The sequence below is a fragment of the Bradyrhizobium sp. NDS-1 genome, assembly GCF_032918005.1.
Lineage (GTDB): Bacteria > Pseudomonadota > Alphaproteobacteria > Rhizobiales > Xanthobacteraceae > Bradyrhizobium > Bradyrhizobium tunisiense.
This window is the reverse complement of sequence record NZ_CP136628.1, coordinates 4,926,213-4,945,952: the sequence shown is the minus strand read 5'-3', so window position 1 is coordinate 4,945,952 and position 19,740 is coordinate 4,926,213. Positions and strand designations below refer to the sequence as shown.

Annotated in this window: 22 protein-coding genes and 1 pseudogene; 11 read left to right on the top strand and 12 right to left on the bottom strand. The window is 63.8% G+C overall.

What is annotated here, in order from left to right; translation table 11 throughout:
• The first annotated feature begins 149 nt into the window (after nucleotides 1-149).
• Nucleotides 150-353, top strand: a complete 204-nt coding sequence (locus RX330_RS23490) for a hypothetical protein (RefSeq protein WP_212092515.1) — start codon at nucleotides 150-152, stop codon at nucleotides 351-353.
• A gap of 19 nt (nucleotides 354-372) precedes the next feature.
• Here RX330_RS23490 and RX330_RS23485 read toward each other — a convergent pair whose 3' ends face one another.
• The gene (locus RX330_RS23485; RefSeq protein ID WP_212092514.1) at nucleotides 373-1,512 is read right to left on the bottom strand and encodes a hypothetical protein; all 1,140 of its coding nucleotides are present in this window, start codon (nucleotides 1,510-1,512) and stop codon (nucleotides 373-375) included.
• Between the two features lie 376 nt (nucleotides 1,513-1,888).
• Between RX330_RS23485 and RX330_RS23480 the strand changes: the two genes are divergently transcribed.
• Complete coding sequence (locus RX330_RS23480; protein ID WP_249153907.1) at nucleotides 1,889-2,197, top strand: hypothetical protein; 309 nt, start codon at nucleotides 1,889-1,891, stop codon at nucleotides 2,195-2,197.
• Nucleotides 2,198-2,210: 13 nt separating this feature from the next.
• Here the strand turns inward: RX330_RS23480 and RX330_RS23475 are convergent, their stop codons facing one another.
• The 3 genes from RX330_RS23475 to RX330_RS23465 all read right to left on the bottom strand — a co-directional run bounded on the left by RX330_RS23475 (nucleotide 2,211) and on the right by RX330_RS23465 (nucleotide 4,535).
• Nucleotides 2,211-2,396 carry a hypothetical protein gene (locus RX330_RS23475; RefSeq protein WP_317239984.1) on the bottom strand — a complete coding sequence of 62 codons (186 nt, stop codon included), beginning with the start codon at nucleotides 2,394-2,396 and terminating at the stop codon, nucleotides 2,211-2,213.
• Between the two features lie 63 nt (nucleotides 2,397-2,459).
• Entirely contained in the window at nucleotides 2,460-3,689 is a 1,230-nt protein-coding gene (locus RX330_RS23470) for a carboxylate-amine ligase (protein ID WP_317239983.1), read from the bottom strand.
• A gap of 18 nt (nucleotides 3,690-3,707) precedes the next feature.
• Complete coding sequence (locus RX330_RS23465) at nucleotides 3,708-4,535, bottom strand: class II glutamine amidotransferase (RefSeq protein ID WP_317239982.1); 828 nt, start codon at nucleotides 4,533-4,535, stop codon at nucleotides 3,708-3,710.
• 528 nt (nucleotides 4,536-5,063) lie between these two features.
• Between RX330_RS23465 and RX330_RS23460 the strand changes: the two genes are divergently transcribed.
• The 4 genes from RX330_RS23460 to RX330_RS23445 are packed head-to-tail and all read left to right on the top strand — an operon-like array spanning nucleotide 5,064 to nucleotide 7,155.
• Entirely contained in the window at nucleotides 5,064-5,537 is a 474-nt protein-coding gene (locus tag RX330_RS23460; protein WP_317239981.1) for a TerB family tellurite resistance protein, read from the top strand.
• Nucleotides 5,538-5,539: 2 nt separating this feature from the next.
• Nucleotides 5,540-5,902: a hypothetical protein gene (locus tag RX330_RS23455; protein ID WP_317239980.1), complete on the top strand. Its 363-nt coding sequence runs from the start codon at nucleotides 5,540-5,542 to the stop codon at nucleotides 5,900-5,902.
• Complete coding sequence (locus RX330_RS23450) at nucleotides 5,899-6,543, top strand: TerC family protein (RefSeq protein ID WP_317239979.1); 645 nt, start codon at nucleotides 5,899-5,901, stop codon at nucleotides 6,541-6,543. Before RX330_RS23455 ends, RX330_RS23450 begins: the two co-directional genes overlap by 4 nt.
• 33 nt (nucleotides 6,544-6,576) lie before the next feature.
• Nucleotides 6,577-7,155 (top strand): TIGR00645 family protein, encoded by a 579-nt coding sequence (locus RX330_RS23445; protein ID WP_212092508.1) that lies wholly within the window; start codon nucleotides 6,577-6,579, stop codon nucleotides 7,153-7,155.
• Between the two features lie 85 nt (nucleotides 7,156-7,240).
• Here the strand turns inward: RX330_RS23445 and RX330_RS23440 are convergent, their stop codons facing one another.
• Genes RX330_RS23440 through RX330_RS23415 form a run of 6 tightly spaced genes read right to left on the bottom strand, consistent with a single transcriptional unit; the run spans nucleotide 7,241 to nucleotide 11,687 of the window.
• Nucleotides 7,241-8,518 carry an MFS transporter gene (locus RX330_RS23440; protein WP_317239978.1) on the bottom strand — a complete coding sequence of 426 codons (1,278 nt, stop codon included), beginning with the start codon at nucleotides 8,516-8,518 and terminating at the stop codon, nucleotides 7,241-7,243.
• Between the two features lie 48 nt (nucleotides 8,519-8,566).
• On the bottom strand, nucleotides 8,567-9,010 hold the full coding sequence (locus RX330_RS23435; protein WP_239623030.1) for a cupin domain-containing protein: 444 nt from the start codon (nucleotides 9,008-9,010) through the stop codon (nucleotides 8,567-8,569).
• Nucleotides 9,011-9,033: 23 nt separating this feature from the next.
• A complete protein-coding gene (locus tag RX330_RS23430) occupies nucleotides 9,034-9,834 on the bottom strand; it encodes an alpha/beta fold hydrolase (RefSeq protein WP_317239977.1) in 801 nt (266 codons plus the stop codon).
• A 54-nt stretch (nucleotides 9,835-9,888) separates the two neighbouring features.
• Entirely contained in the window at nucleotides 9,889-10,212 is a 324-nt protein-coding gene (locus RX330_RS23425; RefSeq protein ID WP_317239976.1) for an NAD(P)H-dependent oxidoreductase, read from the bottom strand.
• Between the two features lie 24 nt (nucleotides 10,213-10,236).
• Nucleotides 10,237-10,437, bottom strand: coding sequence for a hypothetical protein (locus tag RX330_RS23420; RefSeq protein ID WP_317239975.1), 201 nt, complete (start codon nucleotides 10,435-10,437; stop codon nucleotides 10,237-10,239).
• A gap of 17 nt (nucleotides 10,438-10,454) precedes the next feature.
• The gene (locus RX330_RS23415) at nucleotides 10,455-11,687 is read right to left on the bottom strand and encodes an acyl-CoA dehydrogenase family protein (protein ID WP_317239974.1); all 1,233 of its coding nucleotides are present in this window, start codon (nucleotides 11,685-11,687) and stop codon (nucleotides 10,455-10,457) included.
• Nucleotides 11,688-12,044: 357 nt separating this feature from the next.
• On the opposite strand from RX330_RS23415, the gene RX330_RS23410 reads away from it, so the two are divergent.
• Together RX330_RS23410 and RX330_RS23405 are read left to right on the top strand one after the other, a co-directional pair.
• Nucleotides 12,045-12,845, top strand: coding sequence for a LuxR C-terminal-related transcriptional regulator (locus RX330_RS23410; RefSeq protein ID WP_317239973.1), 801 nt, complete (start codon nucleotides 12,045-12,047; stop codon nucleotides 12,843-12,845).
• A 152-nt stretch (nucleotides 12,846-12,997) separates the two neighbouring features.
• Entirely contained in the window at nucleotides 12,998-13,261 is a 264-nt protein-coding gene (locus tag RX330_RS23405; RefSeq protein WP_212092503.1) for a hypothetical protein, read from the top strand.
• Nucleotides 13,262-13,402: 141 nt separating this feature from the next.
• Here the strand turns inward: RX330_RS23405 and RX330_RS23400 are convergent, their stop codons facing one another.
• Both RX330_RS23400 and RX330_RS23395 read right to left on the bottom strand, forming a co-directional pair.
• A complete protein-coding gene (locus tag RX330_RS23400) occupies nucleotides 13,403-14,215 on the bottom strand; it encodes a nickel-binding protein (RefSeq protein ID WP_317239972.1) in 813 nt (270 codons plus the stop codon).
• A gap of 860 nt (nucleotides 14,216-15,075) precedes the next feature.
• On the bottom strand, nucleotides 15,076-15,972 hold the full coding sequence (locus tag RX330_RS23395; RefSeq protein WP_317239971.1) for an alpha/beta fold hydrolase: 897 nt from the start codon (nucleotides 15,970-15,972) through the stop codon (nucleotides 15,076-15,078).
• Nucleotides 15,973-16,151: 179 nt separating this feature from the next.
• Between RX330_RS23395 and RX330_RS23390 the strand changes: the two genes are divergently transcribed.
• From RX330_RS23390 to RX330_RS23380, 3 genes and pseudogenes are all read left to right on the top strand, one after another.
• Complete coding sequence (locus tag RX330_RS23390) at nucleotides 16,152-17,540, top strand: class II 3-deoxy-7-phosphoheptulonate synthase (RefSeq protein WP_317239970.1); 1,389 nt, start codon at nucleotides 16,152-16,154, stop codon at nucleotides 17,538-17,540.
• Between the two features lie 4 nt (nucleotides 17,541-17,544).
• A complete protein-coding gene (locus RX330_RS23385; RefSeq protein WP_212087181.1) occupies nucleotides 17,545-17,898 on the top strand; it encodes a diacylglycerol kinase in 354 nt (117 codons plus the stop codon).
• A gap of 34 nt (nucleotides 17,899-17,932) precedes the next feature.
• Nucleotides 17,933-19,689, top strand: a pseudogene (locus RX330_RS23380) (NAD+ synthase).
• Nucleotides 19,690-19,740 lie beyond the last annotated feature (51 nt).

Below are 19,740 nucleotides of genomic sequence, written 5' to 3'. Positions count from 1 at the left end.
ATGCAGTGCATCGCTGGCACGATACACGACAGCACCAGTGGTCGAGAGACGTTACAGCGGCGCGATTCCCGTCGGCGTGCGCCCTTTGCCCGACAATGCGCGGGCTTGACCGACCTCGACTCTCCCAACGCACCGCAAGGACATTTGTCATGACAGAGAAGCGCAGCCGCATCCGTCAGGCGGATTCACTTGCCGAGCGTCTTGCGGCCGATGCGGTGAGATTGCGCGAGCAGGCCGCGCGCCTTGAACCCGGTGCGGAGCGAGACGCGCTCTTGAACAAAGCACACCGCAACACGATGGCCGTCGATATCAATGCCTGCCTGACCTTTCCGGGGCGCCGGGTCCCGGAATAGCCAACGGAACCTTCTGGATTCAGCCGTACAAATACCCGACCGGCTTGCCTTCGGTGCGCAGCGGACGAATGTCCCTCCGCGTGATGATCTGACCGGCGAGGCCGTCGATCTCGTCGCGCTGCGTCGGCGTCCAGCTCCGCAACTCGTTCATGCCCTTGAGAAGGCCGAGGCGCAGGACTTGGGTGTTCTCGCCGACACCTGTGAGGCCGATCGAGCTCTTGCCGGCCGTCACCACGTCGCCGGCGGAGAGCTCGAAGCTCTCACCAGACGACCTCTTGAATTCCGCCGTGCCGCGAATGACGCGATAGATCACGACCTCGCCCGTGGCGAGCGAGGCGGCGTCCGCGGACGCCGACATACTCTTCGGCAGAAGCGACTGGCCCCGCGGGTCGGTTGCGATGATGTGGCCGGTGACGAGCCGGCCGCTCGGCACCTCGATGCCGATATCGCGCACGTAAACCGGCAGTGCCGATTTGATCGAGCCGTCCGCGAGCGGCTTGAACAGTGCATCCAGCGCCAAGGGATCCTGCAGCCAGAAGCCGGCATTGGCTGGTCGATCGTGCAGCGGATGACTCCAGGCCATGCGCGGCGTTTCGGCTTCGTTGATCTGATCGGGACCGACGATGGTCGGATTCGGAAAGGTGGTGGGATCGGTGATGAAGGCTTCGAGGAATTTGCCCGAATAGCCCATCGAGATCGGATCCGGCACCACCGTCTGCGGCGTCTTCAAATTCTCTTCCGTCGACAGTCCCGACCAGGTGTAGAACAGCTGGCGATGCACGATCGCGCTTTGCAGCATCACCGCGCCGGGGCCGACATTGTAGAAGCGCCCGTCATAGTCGAAGGTGAAGGCGCCCGAGGTGACCAGCACGAGTTGAAAGCCGCCGGGTGGAAGATGCAGATGGAAGTCGGTGGGACCGGTGTCGGGACGGTAGACCGGCAGATTGGTCGCGACTTCGTGGAGCAGGAAGGTTTCGTTGTTGGCGTGAAAGCCTTCGTTGGCGCGATTGTAGAGGGCTTGCGGGCGATACGTCGGCTCGAACTTCGCGTTCCGGTCGCGATCGATTGCGACGAAGTCCTTCGTGTTGAGGCGAAGCGGCGCGCCGTTCGGATGGGTGAGGCCGGTGGTCTTGAGATCGCCCGCAGCATGCACGTTCATGACGTTCTCCGCTCCGCTTCGTTGCTTCGCTTGCGACGTCATTGCGAATTTTGGGCCAGTTGGTTTGCGAAGCAGCAAGCGGGCCGGGCGCCCCGATGCGGGCATGCCGTTTCGGAAGAAATCCGGTGGTTGCACGGGAGGTTAGATCGACGGCCGTTCCGATCGACAGAGGGCTGCGCCGGGGGAGCCCGCCTTCTGACGTGAGGGGGGGCCTGTCTAATTTGTCAGCAAGCTCGCCAGTGCGCGTGCAGCGGCGCCGGTGGCGGATCGGTGCGGCGCTGTCCTCGGGATGAGGGATAATTTCGCGAGGGGCAGGGCCGCGATTGACAGAGTGTTCATGATTTGTTCTTATGCTGCGACCGAGATGGAGGCCGCCATGGACAACCGCATCAACGAAATCCGCAGAACCATCAGGGCGCTCCGCGTCAGTATGCGCGAAGCTGAAGCGATCATGCATGAGCAGATCAACCGTGGTGAGGACTGCAGCTTCGTGGCGCAGGAAGTCATGAAGATGCGCTCGGTCATGAGCCTGCTCGTGAAGGAGCGGACTGCGCTCGGCGACCAGGAGCCGATCCTCGTGAACAGTTTCTTCGTCCCGCGGCGCCGACCGACGCGAAGGCCGGCCGCAGCGCTTTTGCCCACGGCCGAATCCGTGTTCCGTCCGCGCGTGGCGGCGCGGGTTTAATCCCGAGCGCTGCTCAATCAAAAGCGTGAGGCGCGGCCCGATCCGGCTTGCCGGCCGGGCTGTCCGCCCACTTTGCCATGTCCATAGTCCGCGCGTCGACGCCCTCGCACCAGAAGCAATTCGGCCGCGTGCGGCCGTTCTCGGACAGGATCGGGACCAGGCTGTGGCCGCAACCGGCGCACCAGGCGATGTCAGTCATGCTTTCCTCTACGGCGTACCAAATCCAGAAATGACGTTCTCGTTCGCGAAGCTTGCGCGGGCGCTATGACGGCGCTGGGGCGCTGCGCCCGATCGGCGCGCTCAATCCTGAGATCGTTGATGTAGCAATCCATCGTGACACGGCTGCGATGTCGTCGCCGTTTTCGCGATACGCGCTAAGCTGGAATTCCGCCGAGCTGCCGCGATCCACAATGGTCCGGCAGTGCTCGATCTCGGCGGCGCAGCCCAGCATGTCCGCATCCTCGGCGATGTCGTCGATGATTCGGGAGAGCAGCTCCGAAATCGTGACTGGTCCGTCTCTGGAGGCAAAGATGCAATCGGTTCCGTAGCGCTGGGCGCGCCATTTATTCTCCACCGCAATCGCGCGTTCGACCACCGTGACCTCCTTCGACAAATGAGGTCGCAGATGGAGGTGGCGCGTCAGGCAGCGATAGAGCGAGGCGATCGCCACGGCGTCCTCGACCAGGGTGCAGGTGTCGGGCGCACGAAGCTCGAGCGTCGGGTGCCGCATCGAGGGACGCATCGCCCACCAGATGTGGCTCTCATCGGGAATCACGCCGGAGCGCTGCAAGGCGCCGACATATTCGTCGTAGTCCTGCCTGCTCTCGAACAATTCGGGCAGGCCGGTGCGCGGCAGCTCGGAATAGGCGGCGAGCCGGTAGCCCTTCAGTCCGGTCTTGTGCGAATTCCAGAACGGGGAGGATGCCGACAGGGCGATGAACAGCGGCAAATGCGGCAGCATCGCCCGCATCACCGCCATGCGCTTCTCGGGATCGGGCAATTGGACATGCACGTGCATTCCGCACATCATGTTGCGATGGCCGATGCTGCGCAGATCCTCGATCATCTCCTCGTAGCGCGGCTTCGGGCTCGGCTGCGACATGCGCCAGACCGCTGTCGGGTGCGTGCCGCAGGCCATGATCACGAACCCATATTGCGCAGCGACGTTCGCGACCTCGCGCCGCAGGAAGCGAAGCTCCTCGCGGGCGTCGTTGACGTCGACGTGAACGTTGGTGGCGACCTCGAGCTGGGATTGCAGCATCTCGCGCATGGCCTGACCGCCGGTCGACCAGTTCGCCGATTCGAACAGCTCGTTGGGAGTCTGGATCGCGACCTCGAAGCTGCGGCGGTCAGCCAGGAAGTACTCCTCCTCGATGCCGAAGGAATATTCAGTCGCCTTGCCGCCGCCGCCGGCCGAGCGAATGACGAGGTGCTGCTTGTCGTGAGAGGAATCAAGGCGCAGCAGTTTCAATACGTCCGAAGCAATTGTCATTGGCCACCCGGCAAGGCACTACCTGCGGGCGATAATCCGTCTGACAGGAACGGGTTCCGCGTCGGACTCACTGGAAATTGCGAGGTCGAAGGGAACAATCTTAACGCTTTCGGATGCGCGGGCGATCAGCGCGTGATTCGGCGGCACTTCGGTCCAGTCCGTTTCCTTGTCGAAGGGTTCGGACACGACGATGACCTCGCCGCCGTCCTCGCGGAAATAAAGCGTGTTGGCGGCATCGTTGACCGCGACACGGAAGGCATAAAGATCCTGGCCATTGGCGATCGCACTGGTGAAGCGCATCCGTTCTCGGAGCTGGCCTTCATTGACGAGACTGACGAGGGCTTGCAGCACGCGCCGCGTCGCGCCGAGCGGGTCGCGGTCGAGGCCGGCCCCCATCATCGCCAGGAACACGGCTTCCGAGTCGGTCGTGCCCAGCCGCGATGGATAAAAAGCATCGGGAATCAGCGCCTCGACCTTGCGCCGCAGCCTATTCCAGCTCCCGACGAATCCGTTGTGCATGAACAGCCAGTGGCCGCAGGCAAAGGGATGGCAATTCTGCCGCGTCACCGCCGTGCCGGTGGCCGCGCGCACATGCGCGAAGAACAAATGCGAGCGCAGATGGCGGCAAAGATAGCGCAGGTTCTCGTCCGACCACGCCGGACGCGTCTCTCGATAAAGGCCCGGTTCCGGATGCTCGCCGTACCAGCCCAGCCCAAAGCCGTCACCGTTCGAGCCCGCCGTGGATTGCAGCGAGCGGATGCTCTGCGCAACCAGCGAATGCTCGGGCTCGGTGACGTAGGGCTCGAAAGACGTTGTCTCGCCCCGGTATGCGATCCAGCGGCACATGGGTTCCTTGCGGCTTCTCGTCACAACATGCGTGGTGAGATGCACCAACCCGAGCGGCCGGTTGATGTTCCGGCAGCCAAGAGATGGGTCCAGTGGGCACCGTCGAGCATGACGAGCAGTCAACGACGCAATTCGGAATCGAGCAGCGGCGCAGCGCCTTTTTGCGATGAAAACGCAGGGCCGGGGGCAGATGCGAGCGGCTGGCCGCGTCCCGTCTTGGATCCGGCTGCGCGGCCACGGCTTCAAGCGTTGGGGGGCGGAATTATTCAGGACGATGGAACCGATGCGGCGGCTGGTCGCAGACGGGCCGTCTTGATTCCGACAGGCCGACCTTTATTTCTAGAGCGAACAAGAATCCGGGCCCCTCTGGCGAGGACGCCGACGATGTCGGCAAACCTCGTGATGTCGGATGACCTATCCCGCGCGAATGCGATGGATTGGCCGATCGTCGGGCCCTGTTCGTTCTCTCCGACCATTCGTCCCCCATCGCAGCTCCGTGCGGCCATTTCGCAAGTTAAGGGAGCAACGATGTCTGCCGCCAAATCCTTAAGTCCGATCGGGATCGAAATCACGGAACCGTCCAGCCTGAACGAGCAGGCTGCGGTCGCGCTGGTGATCGTGGGTGCGCTGGTTGCGGTTGCCGACCGGAGCGTTTCGCCGGTCGAGCGCGACGAGGTGATCCGTTTCATCAGGGATCGCAAGCTGGCGCCGCACATTCCGGACGAACGGCTCTATGCGATGTTCGATGAACTTGCCGAGCGGCTCGAGGAGCCGGATTTTGCCAATGTCGTGATCGACACCTTGCGGCCCGTTTCGAACCTGCCGCTGTCGTCCCATCTGATGGAGCTCTCGGAGCGCGTGGCTGCGGCGGATGAGGATGTCCATCCCCATGAAGACCAGGCGATCAAATTGTTGCGCCTGCTGACGCTGGTGTTGCCCCGCGCGAAGCCCGTCGCGTCGGGTAACGGGCGCACCGAACGGCACATGGTCGCAGAGGAGTAAGCATGAGCGCAGTATCGAACGAGCGTACGACCGAGGCCGCGGGTTCCGCCAGCGAGATGGCGGGCGGCGACCCGCGCCTCGACAAGCTCGTCGATCGACTGCCGCCGCGCGTGGGTGACACCGTCACCTATCTGCTCAAACCGTCAAACCGCTGGGTGCGGATTCCCTCGGGCGCGCTGCTCATCGTCGGCGGCGTGCTTTCCTTCCTGCCGATTCTCGGCGTCTGGATGCTGCCGCTCGGCCTCGCGCTGCTTGCCGAGGACGTGCCTGCGCTGCGCTCGTCACGTTCGAAAGTCCTGGATTGGGTCGAGCGGAAGAAACCGCATTGGCTCGATTTATCTGCATCGAAAAATGATCAATCATGACTGAATTCATCACCTCCGATGCGCTGACCGCGCTGTTTCAGGTCATCCTGATCGACCTCGTACTCGCCGGCGACAACGCCGTCGTCATCGGCCTTGCCGCGGCGGGCTTGCCGGCCGAGCAGCGTCGCCGTGCCATCATCGTCGGCATCGCCGCCGCGACTGCGCTCCGCATCGCCTTCGCCGGCGTCGCCACCCAACTCCTGCAGGTGATCGGCCTGCTGCTCGCCGGCGGCGTGCTGCTGCTCTGGGTGTGCTGGAAGATGTGGCGTGAGTTGCGCGAGCAGGCGGCGCATTCGAAGCAGCTGGCGGTCAGCCATGGCGGCGGCGCGGATGTTGCTGCGCCGCCTGTGCAGCAAAAGACCTTCGGCCAGGCCGCGATTCAGATCGTCGCCGCCGACGTCTCGATGTCGCTCGACAACGTGCTTGCGGTCGCCGGCGCCGCGCGCGAGCATCCCTACATCCTCGCCTTCGGCCTGTTGCTGTCGGTCGCGATGATGGGCGTCGCCGCCGACTTGCTCGGCCGCGTGCTCCAGAAGCAGCGCTGGATCGCCTATATCGGTCTCGCCATCATCATTTACGTCGCGTTCGAAATGATCTATCGGGGCACCCTGGAACTCGCGCCCGTCATCGCGAGTCTCTGACGCGACAACTCTTTCCGCCATCCGGAGTGATTCATGACGTCCGAACCCAAGGCACCTTCGGCGAAGGCCGTGCCGCCGCGGCTCGGCCTGTTCGCCCAGCTCATCTTTGGCTCGCGCTGGCTCCAGGTTCCGCTCTATATCGGCCTGATCGTCGCGCAGGCCGTCTATGTGCTGCTGTTCCTGAAGGAGCTCTGGCACCTCGTTGCGCACTCGTTCGACGCCAGTGAGCAGCAGATCATGCTGGTCGTGCTCGGGCTGATTGACGTCGTCATGATCTCGAACCTGCTGATCATGGTGATCGTCGGCGGCTATGAGACGTTCGTCTCCCGGCTGAACCTGACCGGCCATCCTGACGAGCCGGAGTGGCTGAGCCACGTCAATGCCAGCGTGCTCAAGATCAAGCTGGCGATGGCGATCATCGGCATTTCTTCGATCTCGCTGCTCAGGACCTTCATCGAGGCCGGCAATCTCGGCACCACGCGCAGCAATTTCACCGAGACCGGCGTGATGTGGCAGGTGCTGATCCACATGACCTTCATCGTCTCGGCAGTCGGCATCGCCTGGGTCGACCGCCTCAGCGAGGGCAGCAATCGCAAGCAGGCTCACCAATGAGGGCGCCCCTCTGACGGGAGGTGCCGGCGTCCGTTGATGGTTTTGCCCGCGAGCTCAAGGTACGGTCCCGTCCGCTCCAAGCTATTCATTCGGCTGGACTGCCGACGACCGCTTCCTGCCTGACGTCCTCGCGGGCGAGGATTAGCAGGAGGCCGACGATGATCAACTCGACCACGGCGAAGGCGACGAAAGCCCCGGTGAACGCGCCGGAAGAGGCGTTGATGATGGTTCCCATCATCCAGGGCGCCACGAAAGCCGACAAGATGCCGAATACCTCTGCATAGCCGATTGCCGCCGGTGCAAGCGCGTCGGAGTATTTTTCGCTGAGCAGCGCGAAGATCGCACCGCCGCCGAGCAGCGCGATACCGCTGAGGGCTGCGAACAGCACGAGCATCCCGAACGGCATCGGCGTGACGACACTCCAGAGGAACATCAGGGCGGTCAGGAAGGCGAGCCCCGCGGTGAGCTTGATCATGAAGGGCTTACCGAGCCGGTCGGACATGTAGCCACCGATCACCAGGAACAACACCTGCGACAGCCCCATCACGGTGCCGATGACGGCGCCGGCTTCCGGCGGCATGTGCTGCACGGTGATGAAGGCTGGGACCACCCAGGTGGCCGTGCCGGCGATGGCGAAGGTACAGGCCACGATGCCGAAACCACCGACCGCGATCCATTTCGAGCGGAAGATTTCGCCAAGAGGTAGGTGCTTCTGAGGCGTCTCATTGCCCCAGGTGAAGTCGGCGATGCCGATCTCGCGCGGGCTATTGCGAACGACGAGGGTGTCGATCGCGGCGACGATTAGGGTGCCGACCGCCAGTACTGCGAAGAAGGTCCGCCATCCGGTCGCAATGGTCAGGGGAATGCCGAGTGCGAAATCCAGTGTGATGGCGAGGCTGTAGGCTGCAAGGATGATTCCGACCACTGAGCCGCGCCGGCTCTGCGGAAACCAGCCGAAGATCAGCTTCATGTTGCCGATGAAAATGCCAGCGTCGAAGAAGCCGATGAGGAGTCTCAGCAGCACGAGCTGAGTATAGGTCTGGACGAACACCTGAAGCATCATCCCGAGACCGGTGCCGGCAAGGCCAATCAGCAGCATGTTGCGCGCCGTCATGGAGCGGCTCACTGGTGACCACACCACCATGCCCACGCCATAGGTCAGTGCGAAGATGCCCTGCGCCAGGCCGGCCTCGGCGGCATTGAGTTTCAGGCTCTCGGAGACGAAAGGCAGCACGGCCGCAAAGGCGTACCAGTCGGCCGCGAGGAATATCTCGCAGAAAATGGCGAGAGCCAGCATGCCCTTTTGCCAGGCGGCAATCCGTCGGCGGTCGCTCTCGGAAATGGTGGTCCAGTTGGTCGTCATGATCGATCCTCGCGGTTGGAGCTTTCGGCTTTCGGCGGGAGACGAGCATCAAGCCGGGGGCGGCAGGAAATTGACCTCGTGCTCGGCGGCACGCCGAACGACTTCCTGCGGATCGGGCAGGTTGTGGATGCGCTCGAACAGCTCCTTGAGCGATCGTGTCGGCGCAACCCAGAACAGGCTGGTCGCGGTTTCGCCGGACTTGTTGAAGATGCCGTGGGGAATGCCTTTGGGCATGCGCACGAGGTCCCCGGCGGTCGCCACCAGGTCCTTGCCGTCGAGCCAGAGATCGTAGCGGCCGCTCAGCACGTAGACGAACTCGTCCTGGGTCGGATGAACGTGCGGCGGCACGAAGGTGCCGTGGGGGAACACGGCATGCCAGGCCATCGACGCCTCGGAGTGCTGCTTGAGCGTGTAGGTCTGGCCCAGAATGTTCCAGACGATGTTCCCAAAACCGTCCTTGGCAGGGGTTACGCCCGGCGGCATCTCGATCATGGTGGTGTCCTCTGTTGTCTGAGCTACTCGGCAAGAAAATCGGTGACGTGGTGCGCAGCGGAGGGCGTTTCCTCGAACACAAGATGTCCGGTATCCGGCACCAGCGTCACGCGCGCATCGGGCAGCCCCGCCTTCCAGGCTTCGGCTTGCGCCGTTGGTCGCAGGCGATCCGAGGCGCCCCACAAGACCAGCGTCGGGATCGTGATCCGGTGCAGCCAGTGCGCGAGCTTCGGATTTCCTTGTGGATCGTTGCGGATCAGCTTGGCGAAGCCGGTCACTTCGCGTCCGAGGCGGGCATCGAATGCAGGATCCGGCGACCTGGGAAAGTAACGGAGCGCGTTTGAAGGATCGTTCGCGAGATAGGCCGGCAAATCCTGTGGCGCGATTTCGAACAGGCCGGGCGCCGGCGCGCTGGCAACCACAAGGCCGGCGGGCGCGACCAGCACTAGCTTGCCGACGCGATGCGGCTGGCGGATGGCGAACTCGGCGGCGAGCCACCCGCCGAGCGAAAACCCGGCAAGATCGAACTTCGCCAGTCCCAGCTTGTCGAGCAAGTCCGTGGTCTGCAGGACATGATCCTCGATCGTATCGATCCAGACCGCATCGCCGGAGTCGCCGAAACCGGCCTGATAAGGAATGATGACGGTGTGCCGCTTCGCCCAGTCGCGTGCCATCTCAAAGCCGGTAAACGTGCCGGTACCGTGCAGGAACACCAGCGGAGGGCCGCTTCCGATGGTGTGAACGACGGTGCGCACGTCGTTGATCACGTATTCCGTGCGAGCAAAGCCGGTGAGGTCGGGCGAGGGTTTGGCGGTCTCAAGCATGATGGATGTCTCCGGTTGAAGGCAGCCTGTCTGGGCACCGCAGCGGAAGAGGGATCATGCGGCGTTGGCCTGGCGGTCGCCGACGAGCGCTGCGAATTGTTCCACGGCGTTGGCGAGGCGAGCGGCAATCATCGGCGCCAGGGGGGCGCCCGACGCCAGTTCGTCGCTGCTTGCATAGATCGCGGTCGATACCGTGCAGGCCTCGAAGAACCCGAACAACGGACGCAGCTGATGCTCGACCACCAGCGAATGGCGCAGCCCGCCGCCGACTGCTGTCAGCAGCACGGGGCGATTGCGCAACACGCCGGGCTTGATCAGGTCAAAGACATGCTTGAACAGGCCGGGATACGAGCCCTGGAACACCGGGCAGCCGATCACCAGGCCATCGGCATGCTCGATCGCCTAGACGAGGTCGCGCGCGCGGTCGTCGAGCCCGTTGCGGGTAAACGCGGCGATGCCCTGGCCGGCATCGACGAGGTCGAGGATGTCGGTCTTGAGCGCGTGTAGCGTCAGGAGATCGGCCGCAACGGCTTCGACGAGCACGCGCGATCTTGCCGGCCGCCAGCTGTTGCCGCAGAAGCCAACGATGCGAGATCCGTTCACGCCGACCTCCTGCTCGCTCAGCCCGTCACCCCGAACACCGTCCATTGCGCGTCCGGCCCGGGAAGGCCGAGCAGCGCACGACCGCATTCCTCGACGATCTGGTCGGCCATCAGGATGTGCTGGGTGCCCGAGTGGATGTCGCGATAGAAGCGCTGCATCGGCGTGTTGTGCAGCGAGGCGCCCCGGGCTGCACGGTGCGCGAAGGTCGAGACGTCAGACAGGACGTCGTGGATGTGGCGCAGCGACAGCTTGATCATTGTCATTTGCGCCAGCGACGGACTTTCGCCGGCGGCGCAGGTCTCGGAGACCTCCTTCCAGGTTTCGTGCACCAGCGCGCGTGCCGCGCGAAAACGAGCCTCGGCCTGCGCGAACTGGAACTTGAAGCTGGCGCTCTCGCACGACTTGCCGAAGGGATCCTGGCGCGGGACGATGACCTTCACGAGTTCGTCGAGCATGCGGCGGCCGACCCCGACTGCCCAGCCCGAGTGCGACCAGGCGCTATAGCCCGCGAGCCCCAGCGCGCCTTGCACCCCGCCGCGACGCGGCGCACCTATGTCGAAATCGTAGGTCATGTGTGTCGGCACGAACAGCTCGTCGCCCTCGCTGAGCGTGTAGTCGAAGCTTCCGGTGGCGCGCAGGCCGAGCACGTCCCAATTGCCCATCAGCTTGATGGTCGCCCGCGGATGGTGGGTGACGACGATCTTGGGCTGTCCGTTGGGACCGAACACCATGTCCTTGCCGGAGGCGTCGGTGACGAAGCAGCCGGAGTGGATCCATTCGGCATGCTGGATGCCGCTGCCATAGGCCCAGTTGCCGCGGATCATGTAGCCGCCGTCGACCGGACGGGCGAAGCCCCGCGGGACGCCGTTGCCGGCGATGGTGATGTCGGCGCCTTTTGCGAAGACCTTCTTGATGCCCTCGTCCTCGACATAGATGGCGAGCGTCGTGCCTTCCATGTTGTTGCCGATCGCACACCATCCGGCGGATGCATGCGTATAGGCAAGGCGCTCGATCACGGTCATGGCGTCGTATGGCAGAAGCTCTGCGCCACCGACCTCGCGGGGAAACAGCATCGTGTAGATGCCGGCCTTGCGAAGCGCGGCGACGACGTCGTCGGTGAGATATCCCTGCGCCTCGGCCTCGGCCGCACGAGACTCGACCAGTGGCAGCACGGCGTCGAGGCGCGCGTGGAACTCGGCCACTGATGGCGTCGTGGAAGGCCTGGCGGCGCGTTGCATGGAAAGGCTCATGGTCGGTATCTCCACGTCAAGCTGTTGCTCCGCTGCGCCATCGGCGGGGAGGATCGGGACCGCGGGAACGTCCTCCGTCGGCAAAGCTCTGCCGTCGCGCGCCAAGGCTGTTGGCGCGCAGGTGAGCAGACAGCTCGCGATGGTGACATGACCCCGTCGGAACCGCGTGATTTCGTCACGCGATCACGATGGACAGATGCTAGGGATGACGCGGGCAGACCAGCAATCCCCCATCATGGGGGGATCGCCGTTGCTGCTGTGCCGCAAAGCTGAGCCGGAGAAGCGCGGTTCTGCCGCTTCTTTTCGCTTGACCGGAGAACGGGCGAAGAAGAAGTTTTAACCCTATAACAAAACGAAATGGCGCACGTCGTGCGAGGAGTGGCGGTGAGGGCCGAGCAGGAGCAGTTTAACCGTCTGCCTGAGGGCCAGCTGGCGGATCGTTTGATGTCCATCGCCGAGAGCCGTTCGGTGCGTGCACTGGGCGCGGCCTGTTGCTCGGCAATCACCGAACTCACGGGATCGCCGACCGTCGGCCTCTACCTGTTCGACGGCCCGGAGCCCGCCCTGGTCTACAGCCGCCACGTCGCCGATGGCCTGCTCGACAATTACAAGGCCGGCTTCTGGAAGCACGACCCTGTGCTGGATTGCATCATGACCCGCGGCTGCGCGGTCGACGGCGAAACCGTGATCGGCCCGCAGCAATGGCGGCACAGCCCGAGCTTCGAGATGCTGCATGAATGGGGCTTCGCCTACAATATGGGTGGGCCGCTTTGGTGCGGCCGGAAGATCATCGGCGTGCTCTTCACTGCGACGACGGAGACGGGCGCGCCCTATACGCCGCGGGCACGATTGCGCATGCAGATGCTATGCCGGGCCGGCTCGCTGGCGCTGACCAACATGATGGATACGGGCGAGCTGCAAGCCGATCGTAGCCCGGGCCGTCAACCCGAGACGGCCGGGATGCTCTCGGCATCGCTGCCGCCGCGCTCGGCGGATGTCGCCATCCGGGTTTGCCGTGGCCAGACCAACAAGGAGATTGCCCGCGAAATGGGGATTTCCGACCAGACCGTGAAGGAGCACGTCGCGAATCTGTGCCGGCGCTTCGGCGTGCACAACCGGACCGAACTTGCGGCCTGCCTTCTCGGCGCGCGGCAGTGAAGCCGCCGGTCACAGCGTGCGTTCGGCGGGGTCGTTAAAATTGTCTGCAATCCGTCCAGCAGCGGCAAACCGTGCGGACAGGAAGATCGGAGCCTTAAACCTCGGCTTTGGAACCGGCGTGCATGCTTCCCGGCAAAAGGGTGGGGCATCACATGTCAGTTCTCAAGGAGGTCGTCGCTGCAATGGCGGGAGTCTATGCGCTCCTGTTCGTCTGCGACGCGTTGTTCGGCGTCGGCGAGGCACGCTTCGACGATGCCTATTACCGCGCCAGCTTCTATGCGCCGCGGCCCAAGGAATTCCGCTTCGCAGACGGGACCACGCCGGCCGCCCGCGTCAGCGATGCCTTCGCGCAGTTCTCGGCGGGCGAGGCCAAGCCCAACAGGCGTTACTCGTCGCTGACGACGATCATCCGGTAGGGCCCGTACTCGCTAATCGTCTGTCGGCCCGACGTCCGGTTTGCCGCCCGCGTCGGCCGAAGAGCGGATGGCTTCCGAGGTCGCAGATGGGCCAATAGCTGCCATCGTCGCCTCAATCGATTTCCTCGGCAGTCGCGACGGCTAGCGCCATTCGATCCCGTATACGTCGACAGGCTTCATCAAACCTTTGAGATGACAGGGACCCATGTTTGTCCCTTGGAAACGACCCCGGATGCGATCCTGAACGGCACTTGACACAAGAATGGCATCTGGCTCGGCCAACTGACACAATCGAGCAGCGAGTTGAACGGTCGCGCCAAAGAGGTCGTTGCTGTCGGCAATCGGCTCTCCTACGTCAATCCCAATTCGCACCTGAAGCTTCTCCTTGCTGGCCAGATTGAAGGCTTCAAACGCTTGCTGGATAGAGCGGGCGCATTGCACGGAGGCGTCGGTGTCGGCGAAAGATGCCATGATGCCGTCCCCGGTGTGCTTCACGACATGCCCACCCTTGTCCTTCAATGCGCGACGAACCAACGCGTCATGTGCTCGAACCATCTCGACAGATCGAGCGTCGCCAAGACGCTCTGTCATGCTGGTAGAGCCAACGATGTCGGTGAACATTATGGCCCGCAAGGCAGAATCAATTCTGACGTTGTTTGCCTCGCCGCACGGCTCCGGATCAGACACTCTCCCAAGAAATGCCTGGACGGCTGAGAGGTCGACTTCAATCACATCTTTCGCTACCTCGCCGTGAGCTTCATCATGAACCCGCATCGCCGTTTCGATATCCGGTGCGTCAATGAGACAGAAGCCCGTGCCGCGCGATTCATCAAACCAATACGTCAGGAAACGAACTCCGTACTGATCTTGCACCTCTAGGTCTTTACGATGCGCCTCCGCGATATCGGAAGCTGTCAGGCCCGAGAGATCGTGTCGGTCGAGGAAAATTGGCATTGGCGTTGCTCCAACGCTTCTTCTGCCGGTGTCGATCAAATCTGCACTAAATATGGTTCGCCGACAGCATACTCAATGTAACATCTTGGGGCCGCTTTGGAAGTGCAGTATGCCTTCACCAGGGTAATTCGCTCAACTTGTCCTATGCCGGCCTCCCGCTTGGCGGCTTCCTGGACGGTGAAGGCGCGGCTGCGGGACGGGAGTCGCACGCGCTTTCACGGAAGCGCCCGAGCCGCGGCCAGGCACGATATCTACAATCCCTTGTGTTGCCCGACGGGCAAAACACGCGAGCCCTGGGTCAACGCGCGGCGGCGAAAATATTCCACTTTACCGAAATTCGGTAATGGCGTATTCATTGCTGCATCCCGGCCCAACGAAGAGGGGCGTATCGCGATCGTCACGAACGCGGGCCGGGCCGCGGTGGACGCAGGTCACATCGGCGCGAAGGATTTTGCAGGGCGGGCAACCGTGAGCGAAACACCTCGCGCGCACGACCGGTGTGATCGGCGTACGGCAAAATCGTGTGGTCCTGACGCCCGGGGTCTGTGCGTCAAGTCTTGCGGTGATGCGAACTGCCCAACCGGGCAAGCGCATCGGTCATCCGCAAGGCGACGGGGGCAATAGTGCAACGCTCCCCGGGGAGAGTACGACATAAGCCGTTCCAACCACTGCGCAGGGAAGGCCGGGATGCTCCGGTTGCCCTGTTTCCCGCTATGCATGAAGCACACGCAGTCTGCTCTTGGCATGGCGGTCCACGGGAGCCAACCGGCTCCCGGCCTTCCCTGCGCCCTCTTTCAATCGAGGGCAAGGCGACGAGCAAAACTCGGGCGAGAAAAGCCGCGAGGACGCGAAGGTGTGTCTTAGTCCCCCTGAATCCATTCCGCCACGCTGCGCCACAGCGTGTCGCGATCGTCGGGACGGAAGAAGCCGAAATGGCCGATGGCCTTGGCGCCGACGTCGGATGGTTTGACGCTGATCACCTCCGGCTTGACCCCGGTGAATCCGCTCGCGAGCAGCTCGACCGCGGGCCGCGTCGCCCAGGGATCGTCGGAAAAGCACAGTGCCCGCAGCTCGCCCTTGAACTTCGCGAAATTGTCCAGCTCCGGCAGCTTGGAATCGAAGAGATAGCGGGGGTTCGAGACCCACTCAGCCCATTCCAGGAAGACGCCCTTGGGAAGATCCTCGCCGACGCCGGCCCAGCCCGGCGCATAACCGAGTGCGTAGGTGAGCGGCACGCCGACAAAATTCATGAAGGCGAAGACGCGGTATTTTTCCGGCGACGTCATCAGCCGCCAGGTCGCGGCCTGCGAGGCCACGAAGGCGGCGCGTGAGATCTCCGTGTTGTTCGCGATCAGTCCCAGCGCCTGGCCGCCGAAGGAATGGCCGACATAGGCCAGCTCCAGCCCATGATACCGCTCCCGCATCCAGCGCACCGCCGCGGTGACGTCGAGCGCGGCCCAGTCCGACATCGAGGCCTTGAAGCCGACCAGCGATTTCGGCTGGTTGTAGCCGACCATCGCCGGCAGCCGGGAATCGCCGATGCCGCGATAGTCGTAGGTCAGGACCGCGCAGCCGCGATGGGCGAGATAGGAGGCAAAGCCGCGGTAGATCTTGCGCGGGACGGCGGTGGCCGAATTGATCAGCACGGCATGGCGCTTGGTGCCGCGCGGCAGGAACAGGGTGCCGGCCAGCGCATAGCCGTCGGTCGCCGGGAAGCTGATCTCGTCGATGAAAACGTCGTCCACTGCCACGTCCATGGGCGCAAGGTATCCTGCCAGCTTCCTCGCCCGCCCAGCAAATGCGAATTTGGCTTTCCCTGCAAGGGTTTGCAGTGCCGAATCGATTTACAACTGGCGGGTCGGGGCCGGCCTGTGTATAAGGCGGCCCTCGCAACCCACAGATCAGGTTGCACTTTTCGCTTCACGGAGAGATTGCGATGTCCGAGCGATGGACGCCCGAGTCCTGGCGCAGCAAGCCGGTGCTACAGGTGCCCGACTATCCCGACGCCAAGGCGTTGGCCGACGTCGAGGCGCAGCTTGCGACCTTTCCGCCGCTGGTGTTCGCGGGCGAGGCGCGCAATCTGAAGAAGGCCCTGGGCCGCGTTGCGGCGGGCGAAGCGTTCCTGCTCCAGGGCGGCGACTGCGCCGAGAGCTTTGCCGAGCACGGCGCCAACAACATCCGCGATTTCTTCCGCGTGCTGCTGCAGATGGCGGTGGTGCTGACCTATGCCGGCGCCGTCCCCGTGGTGAAAGTCGGCCGCGTCGCCGGCCAGTTCGCAAAGCCGCGGTCGTCGCCGACCGAGAAGATTGATGGCGTCGAGCTGCCGAGCTATCGCGGCGACATCGTCAACGACATCGCCTTCACCAGGGAAGCGCGCGTGCCGGATCCGCAGCGCCAGTTGATGGCCTATCGCCAGTCGGCCGCGACGCTGAACCTGTTGCGTGCCTTTGCCACCGGCGGCTACGCCAATCTCGGCAGCGTGCATCAGTGGATGCTCGGCTTCCTCAAGGATAGTCCGCAGTCGCGCCGCTACAAGGAGCTGGCCGACCGCATCTCGGACGCGCTGAATTTCATGCGCGCCTGCGGCCTCGATCTCGAGGCCCATCCCGAGCTGCGCGCCACCGATTTCTACACCAGCCACGAGGCACTGCTGCTCGGCTACGAACAGGCCATGACCCGCGTCGATTCCACCACCGGCGACTGGTACGCGACCTCGGGCCACATGATCTGGATCGGCGATCGCACCCGCCAGCTCGATCACGGCCATATCGAATATTTCCGCGGCATCAAGAATCCGATCGGGCTCAAATGCGGCCCGTCGCTCAAGCCTGACGAGCTCCTGAAGCTGATCGACGTGCTCAACCCCGACAACGAACCGGGCCGGCTGACGCTGATCGGCCGCTTCGGCTCTGACAAGGTCGGCGAGCACCTGCCGAACATGATCCGGGCCGTGAAGCGCGAGGGCCGGGTGGTGGTCTGGTCCTGCGATCCCATGCACGGCAACACCATCACCTCGACGTCGGGCTACAAGACGCGACCGTTCGACCGCATCCTGTCCGAAGTGAAATCGTACTTCGCCATTCATGCCGCCGAAGGCACTCATGCCGGCGGCGTGCATCTGGAGATGACCGGTCAGGACGTCACCGAATGCATCGGCGGCGCCCGCGCGATCACGGACGAGGACCTCAACGACCGCTATCACACGGTCTGTGATCCCCGTCTCAACGCCGAGCAATCCATCGACATGGCTTTCCTGGTCGCCGAGCTCCTCAAGCAGGAGCGCGCCGGCAAGGCCCAGCCGATGCCGGTCGCAGCGGGGCTCTAAAACCTTGCTGCGGATCTGGAAGGCCACGATCAATTCCCGTAACGGTCTGGCCTTTGCGTTTCGGTCGGAGCAGGCCGTCCGCGAGGAAATCTTTGCGCTCCTGCTGTCGGTGCCGCTCGCCTGGTTCGTCGGCGCGACCGCGATGCGGGCCGTCGAGCTGGTCTGCTCTGTTGCGTTCGTGCTGACGGTCGAGCTGCTCAACACCGCGATCGAGAAGCTTGCCGACCGGCTGACCATGGACCATGACAAGCAGATCGGCCGGGTCAAGGATATGGGCTCGGCGGCGGTCGGCGTGGCGCTGTTGATGGCCGGCGCGTTCTGGATCATCGCCATTATCGAGCGGCTGGGGTTCCTCTAGCCTGGGGTTCCTCTAGCTTGCGGATCGGAGCGCCATGACCGAACGTCTCAACGCATTCGCGGTCACGCTCGCCCAGCTCAATCCGACCATGGGCGACATCGAGGGCAATGCTGCCAAGGCACGCTCGGCGCGCGCGCGAGCTGTCGCCGACGGCGCCGATCTCGTGCTGTTTCCGGAATTGTTCATCGCCGGCTATCCGCCGGAAGACCTCGTGCAGAAGCCGGCCTTCCAGGCGGCCTGCCGTGCGGCGATCGAGAGCCTCGCGCGCGAGACCGCCGGTGGCGGCCCGGCCATGCTGGTCGGCACCCCCTGGGTCGAGGACGGCAAGCTCTACAATGCCTGCGCACTGCTCGACGGCGGCCGTATCGCCAGCTTGCGTTTCAAATGCAATCTGCCGAACTACGGCGTGTTCGACGAGAAGCGGCTGTTTGCACGCGGCCCTGCCGCCGGTCCCGTGACGGTGCGTGGCGTGCGCATCGGCGTCCCGATTTGCGAGGACATCTGGCTGGAGGAGTCCGAGGACTACGAGAACGTGGTCGAGACGCTGGCCGAAACCGGTGCCGAGATCATCCTGGTGCCGAACGGCTCTCCTTACGCCCGCGACAAGAACGACGTGCGCCTGTCCGTCGCCGTGGCGCGCGTGACCGAGAGCGGGCTGCCGCTGGTCTATCTCAATCAGGTCGGCGGCCAGGACGAACTGGTGTTCGACGGCGCGTCCTTCGCCCTCAACGGCGATCTCTCGCTGGCGGCGCAACTGCCGGCATTCGAAGAAGGCATCGTCACGCTGCGCTTCACCCGTAACGGCGATGATTGGCGCTGCGTGGGGCCGATCGTTGCGCTGCCCGAGGGCGATCAGGCCGACTATGCGGCCTGCGTGCTGGGCTTACGCGACTATGTCGCCAAGAACGGCTTTCCCGGCGTGCTGCTCGGCATCTCCGGCGGCATCGATTCCGCGCTGTGCGCGGCGATCTCGGTCGATGCGCTCGGCGCCGATCAGGTGCACGGCGTGATGCTGCCTTATCGCTACACCGCGGCAAGCTCGATTGCGGACGCCGGCGAACTCGCCGGCCATCTCGGCATCCGTTACGAGGTCCTGCCGATCGCGGAGGCCGTGAGCGGGTTCGAGACCATCCTCTCGGGCCTCTTCAAGAATTTGCCGCCTGACATCACCGAGGAAAACCTGCAGGCCCGCACCCGCGGCACGCTGCTGATGGCGATCTCCAACAAGACGGGCTTGATGGTCGTGACCACGGGCAACAAGTCGGAAATGTCGGTCGGCTACGCCACGCTCTACGGCGACATGAACGGCGGCTTCAATCCGATCAAGGACATCTACAAGACGCAGGCGTTTCGGTTGGCGGCTTTGCGCAACAGCTGGAAGCCGGAGGGCGCCCTCGGGCCTGCGGGCGAAGTCATTCCGCCCGATATCATCACGCGCCCGCCGACCGCAGAATTGCGCGAGAATCAGACCGATCAGGATTCGCTGCCGCCTTACGACGTGCTCGATGCCATCCTGGAGCGTCTTGTCGAGCACGAGCAGCCGCTGGATCAGATCATTGCCGCCGGCTTCGATCGCGAGACGGTCACCCGCATCGACCATCTGCTGAACGTCGCCGAATACAAGCGCCGTCAGGCTGCGCCCGGCGTCAAAGTGACACCCAGGAATTTCGGCCGCGACCGGCGCTATCCCATCACCAACCGGTTTCGCGACAGGGGCGAGGGGCTGCCGACGGCGGACGAGACGCTGGTGTCGCGCGGAGCAAGGCCTCGATCGACGCGTTCGAGGGGTGAGTGCTGACTTTTACGGTTACCTCTCTCGTACCGCGGGCGAGATGGGCGTTA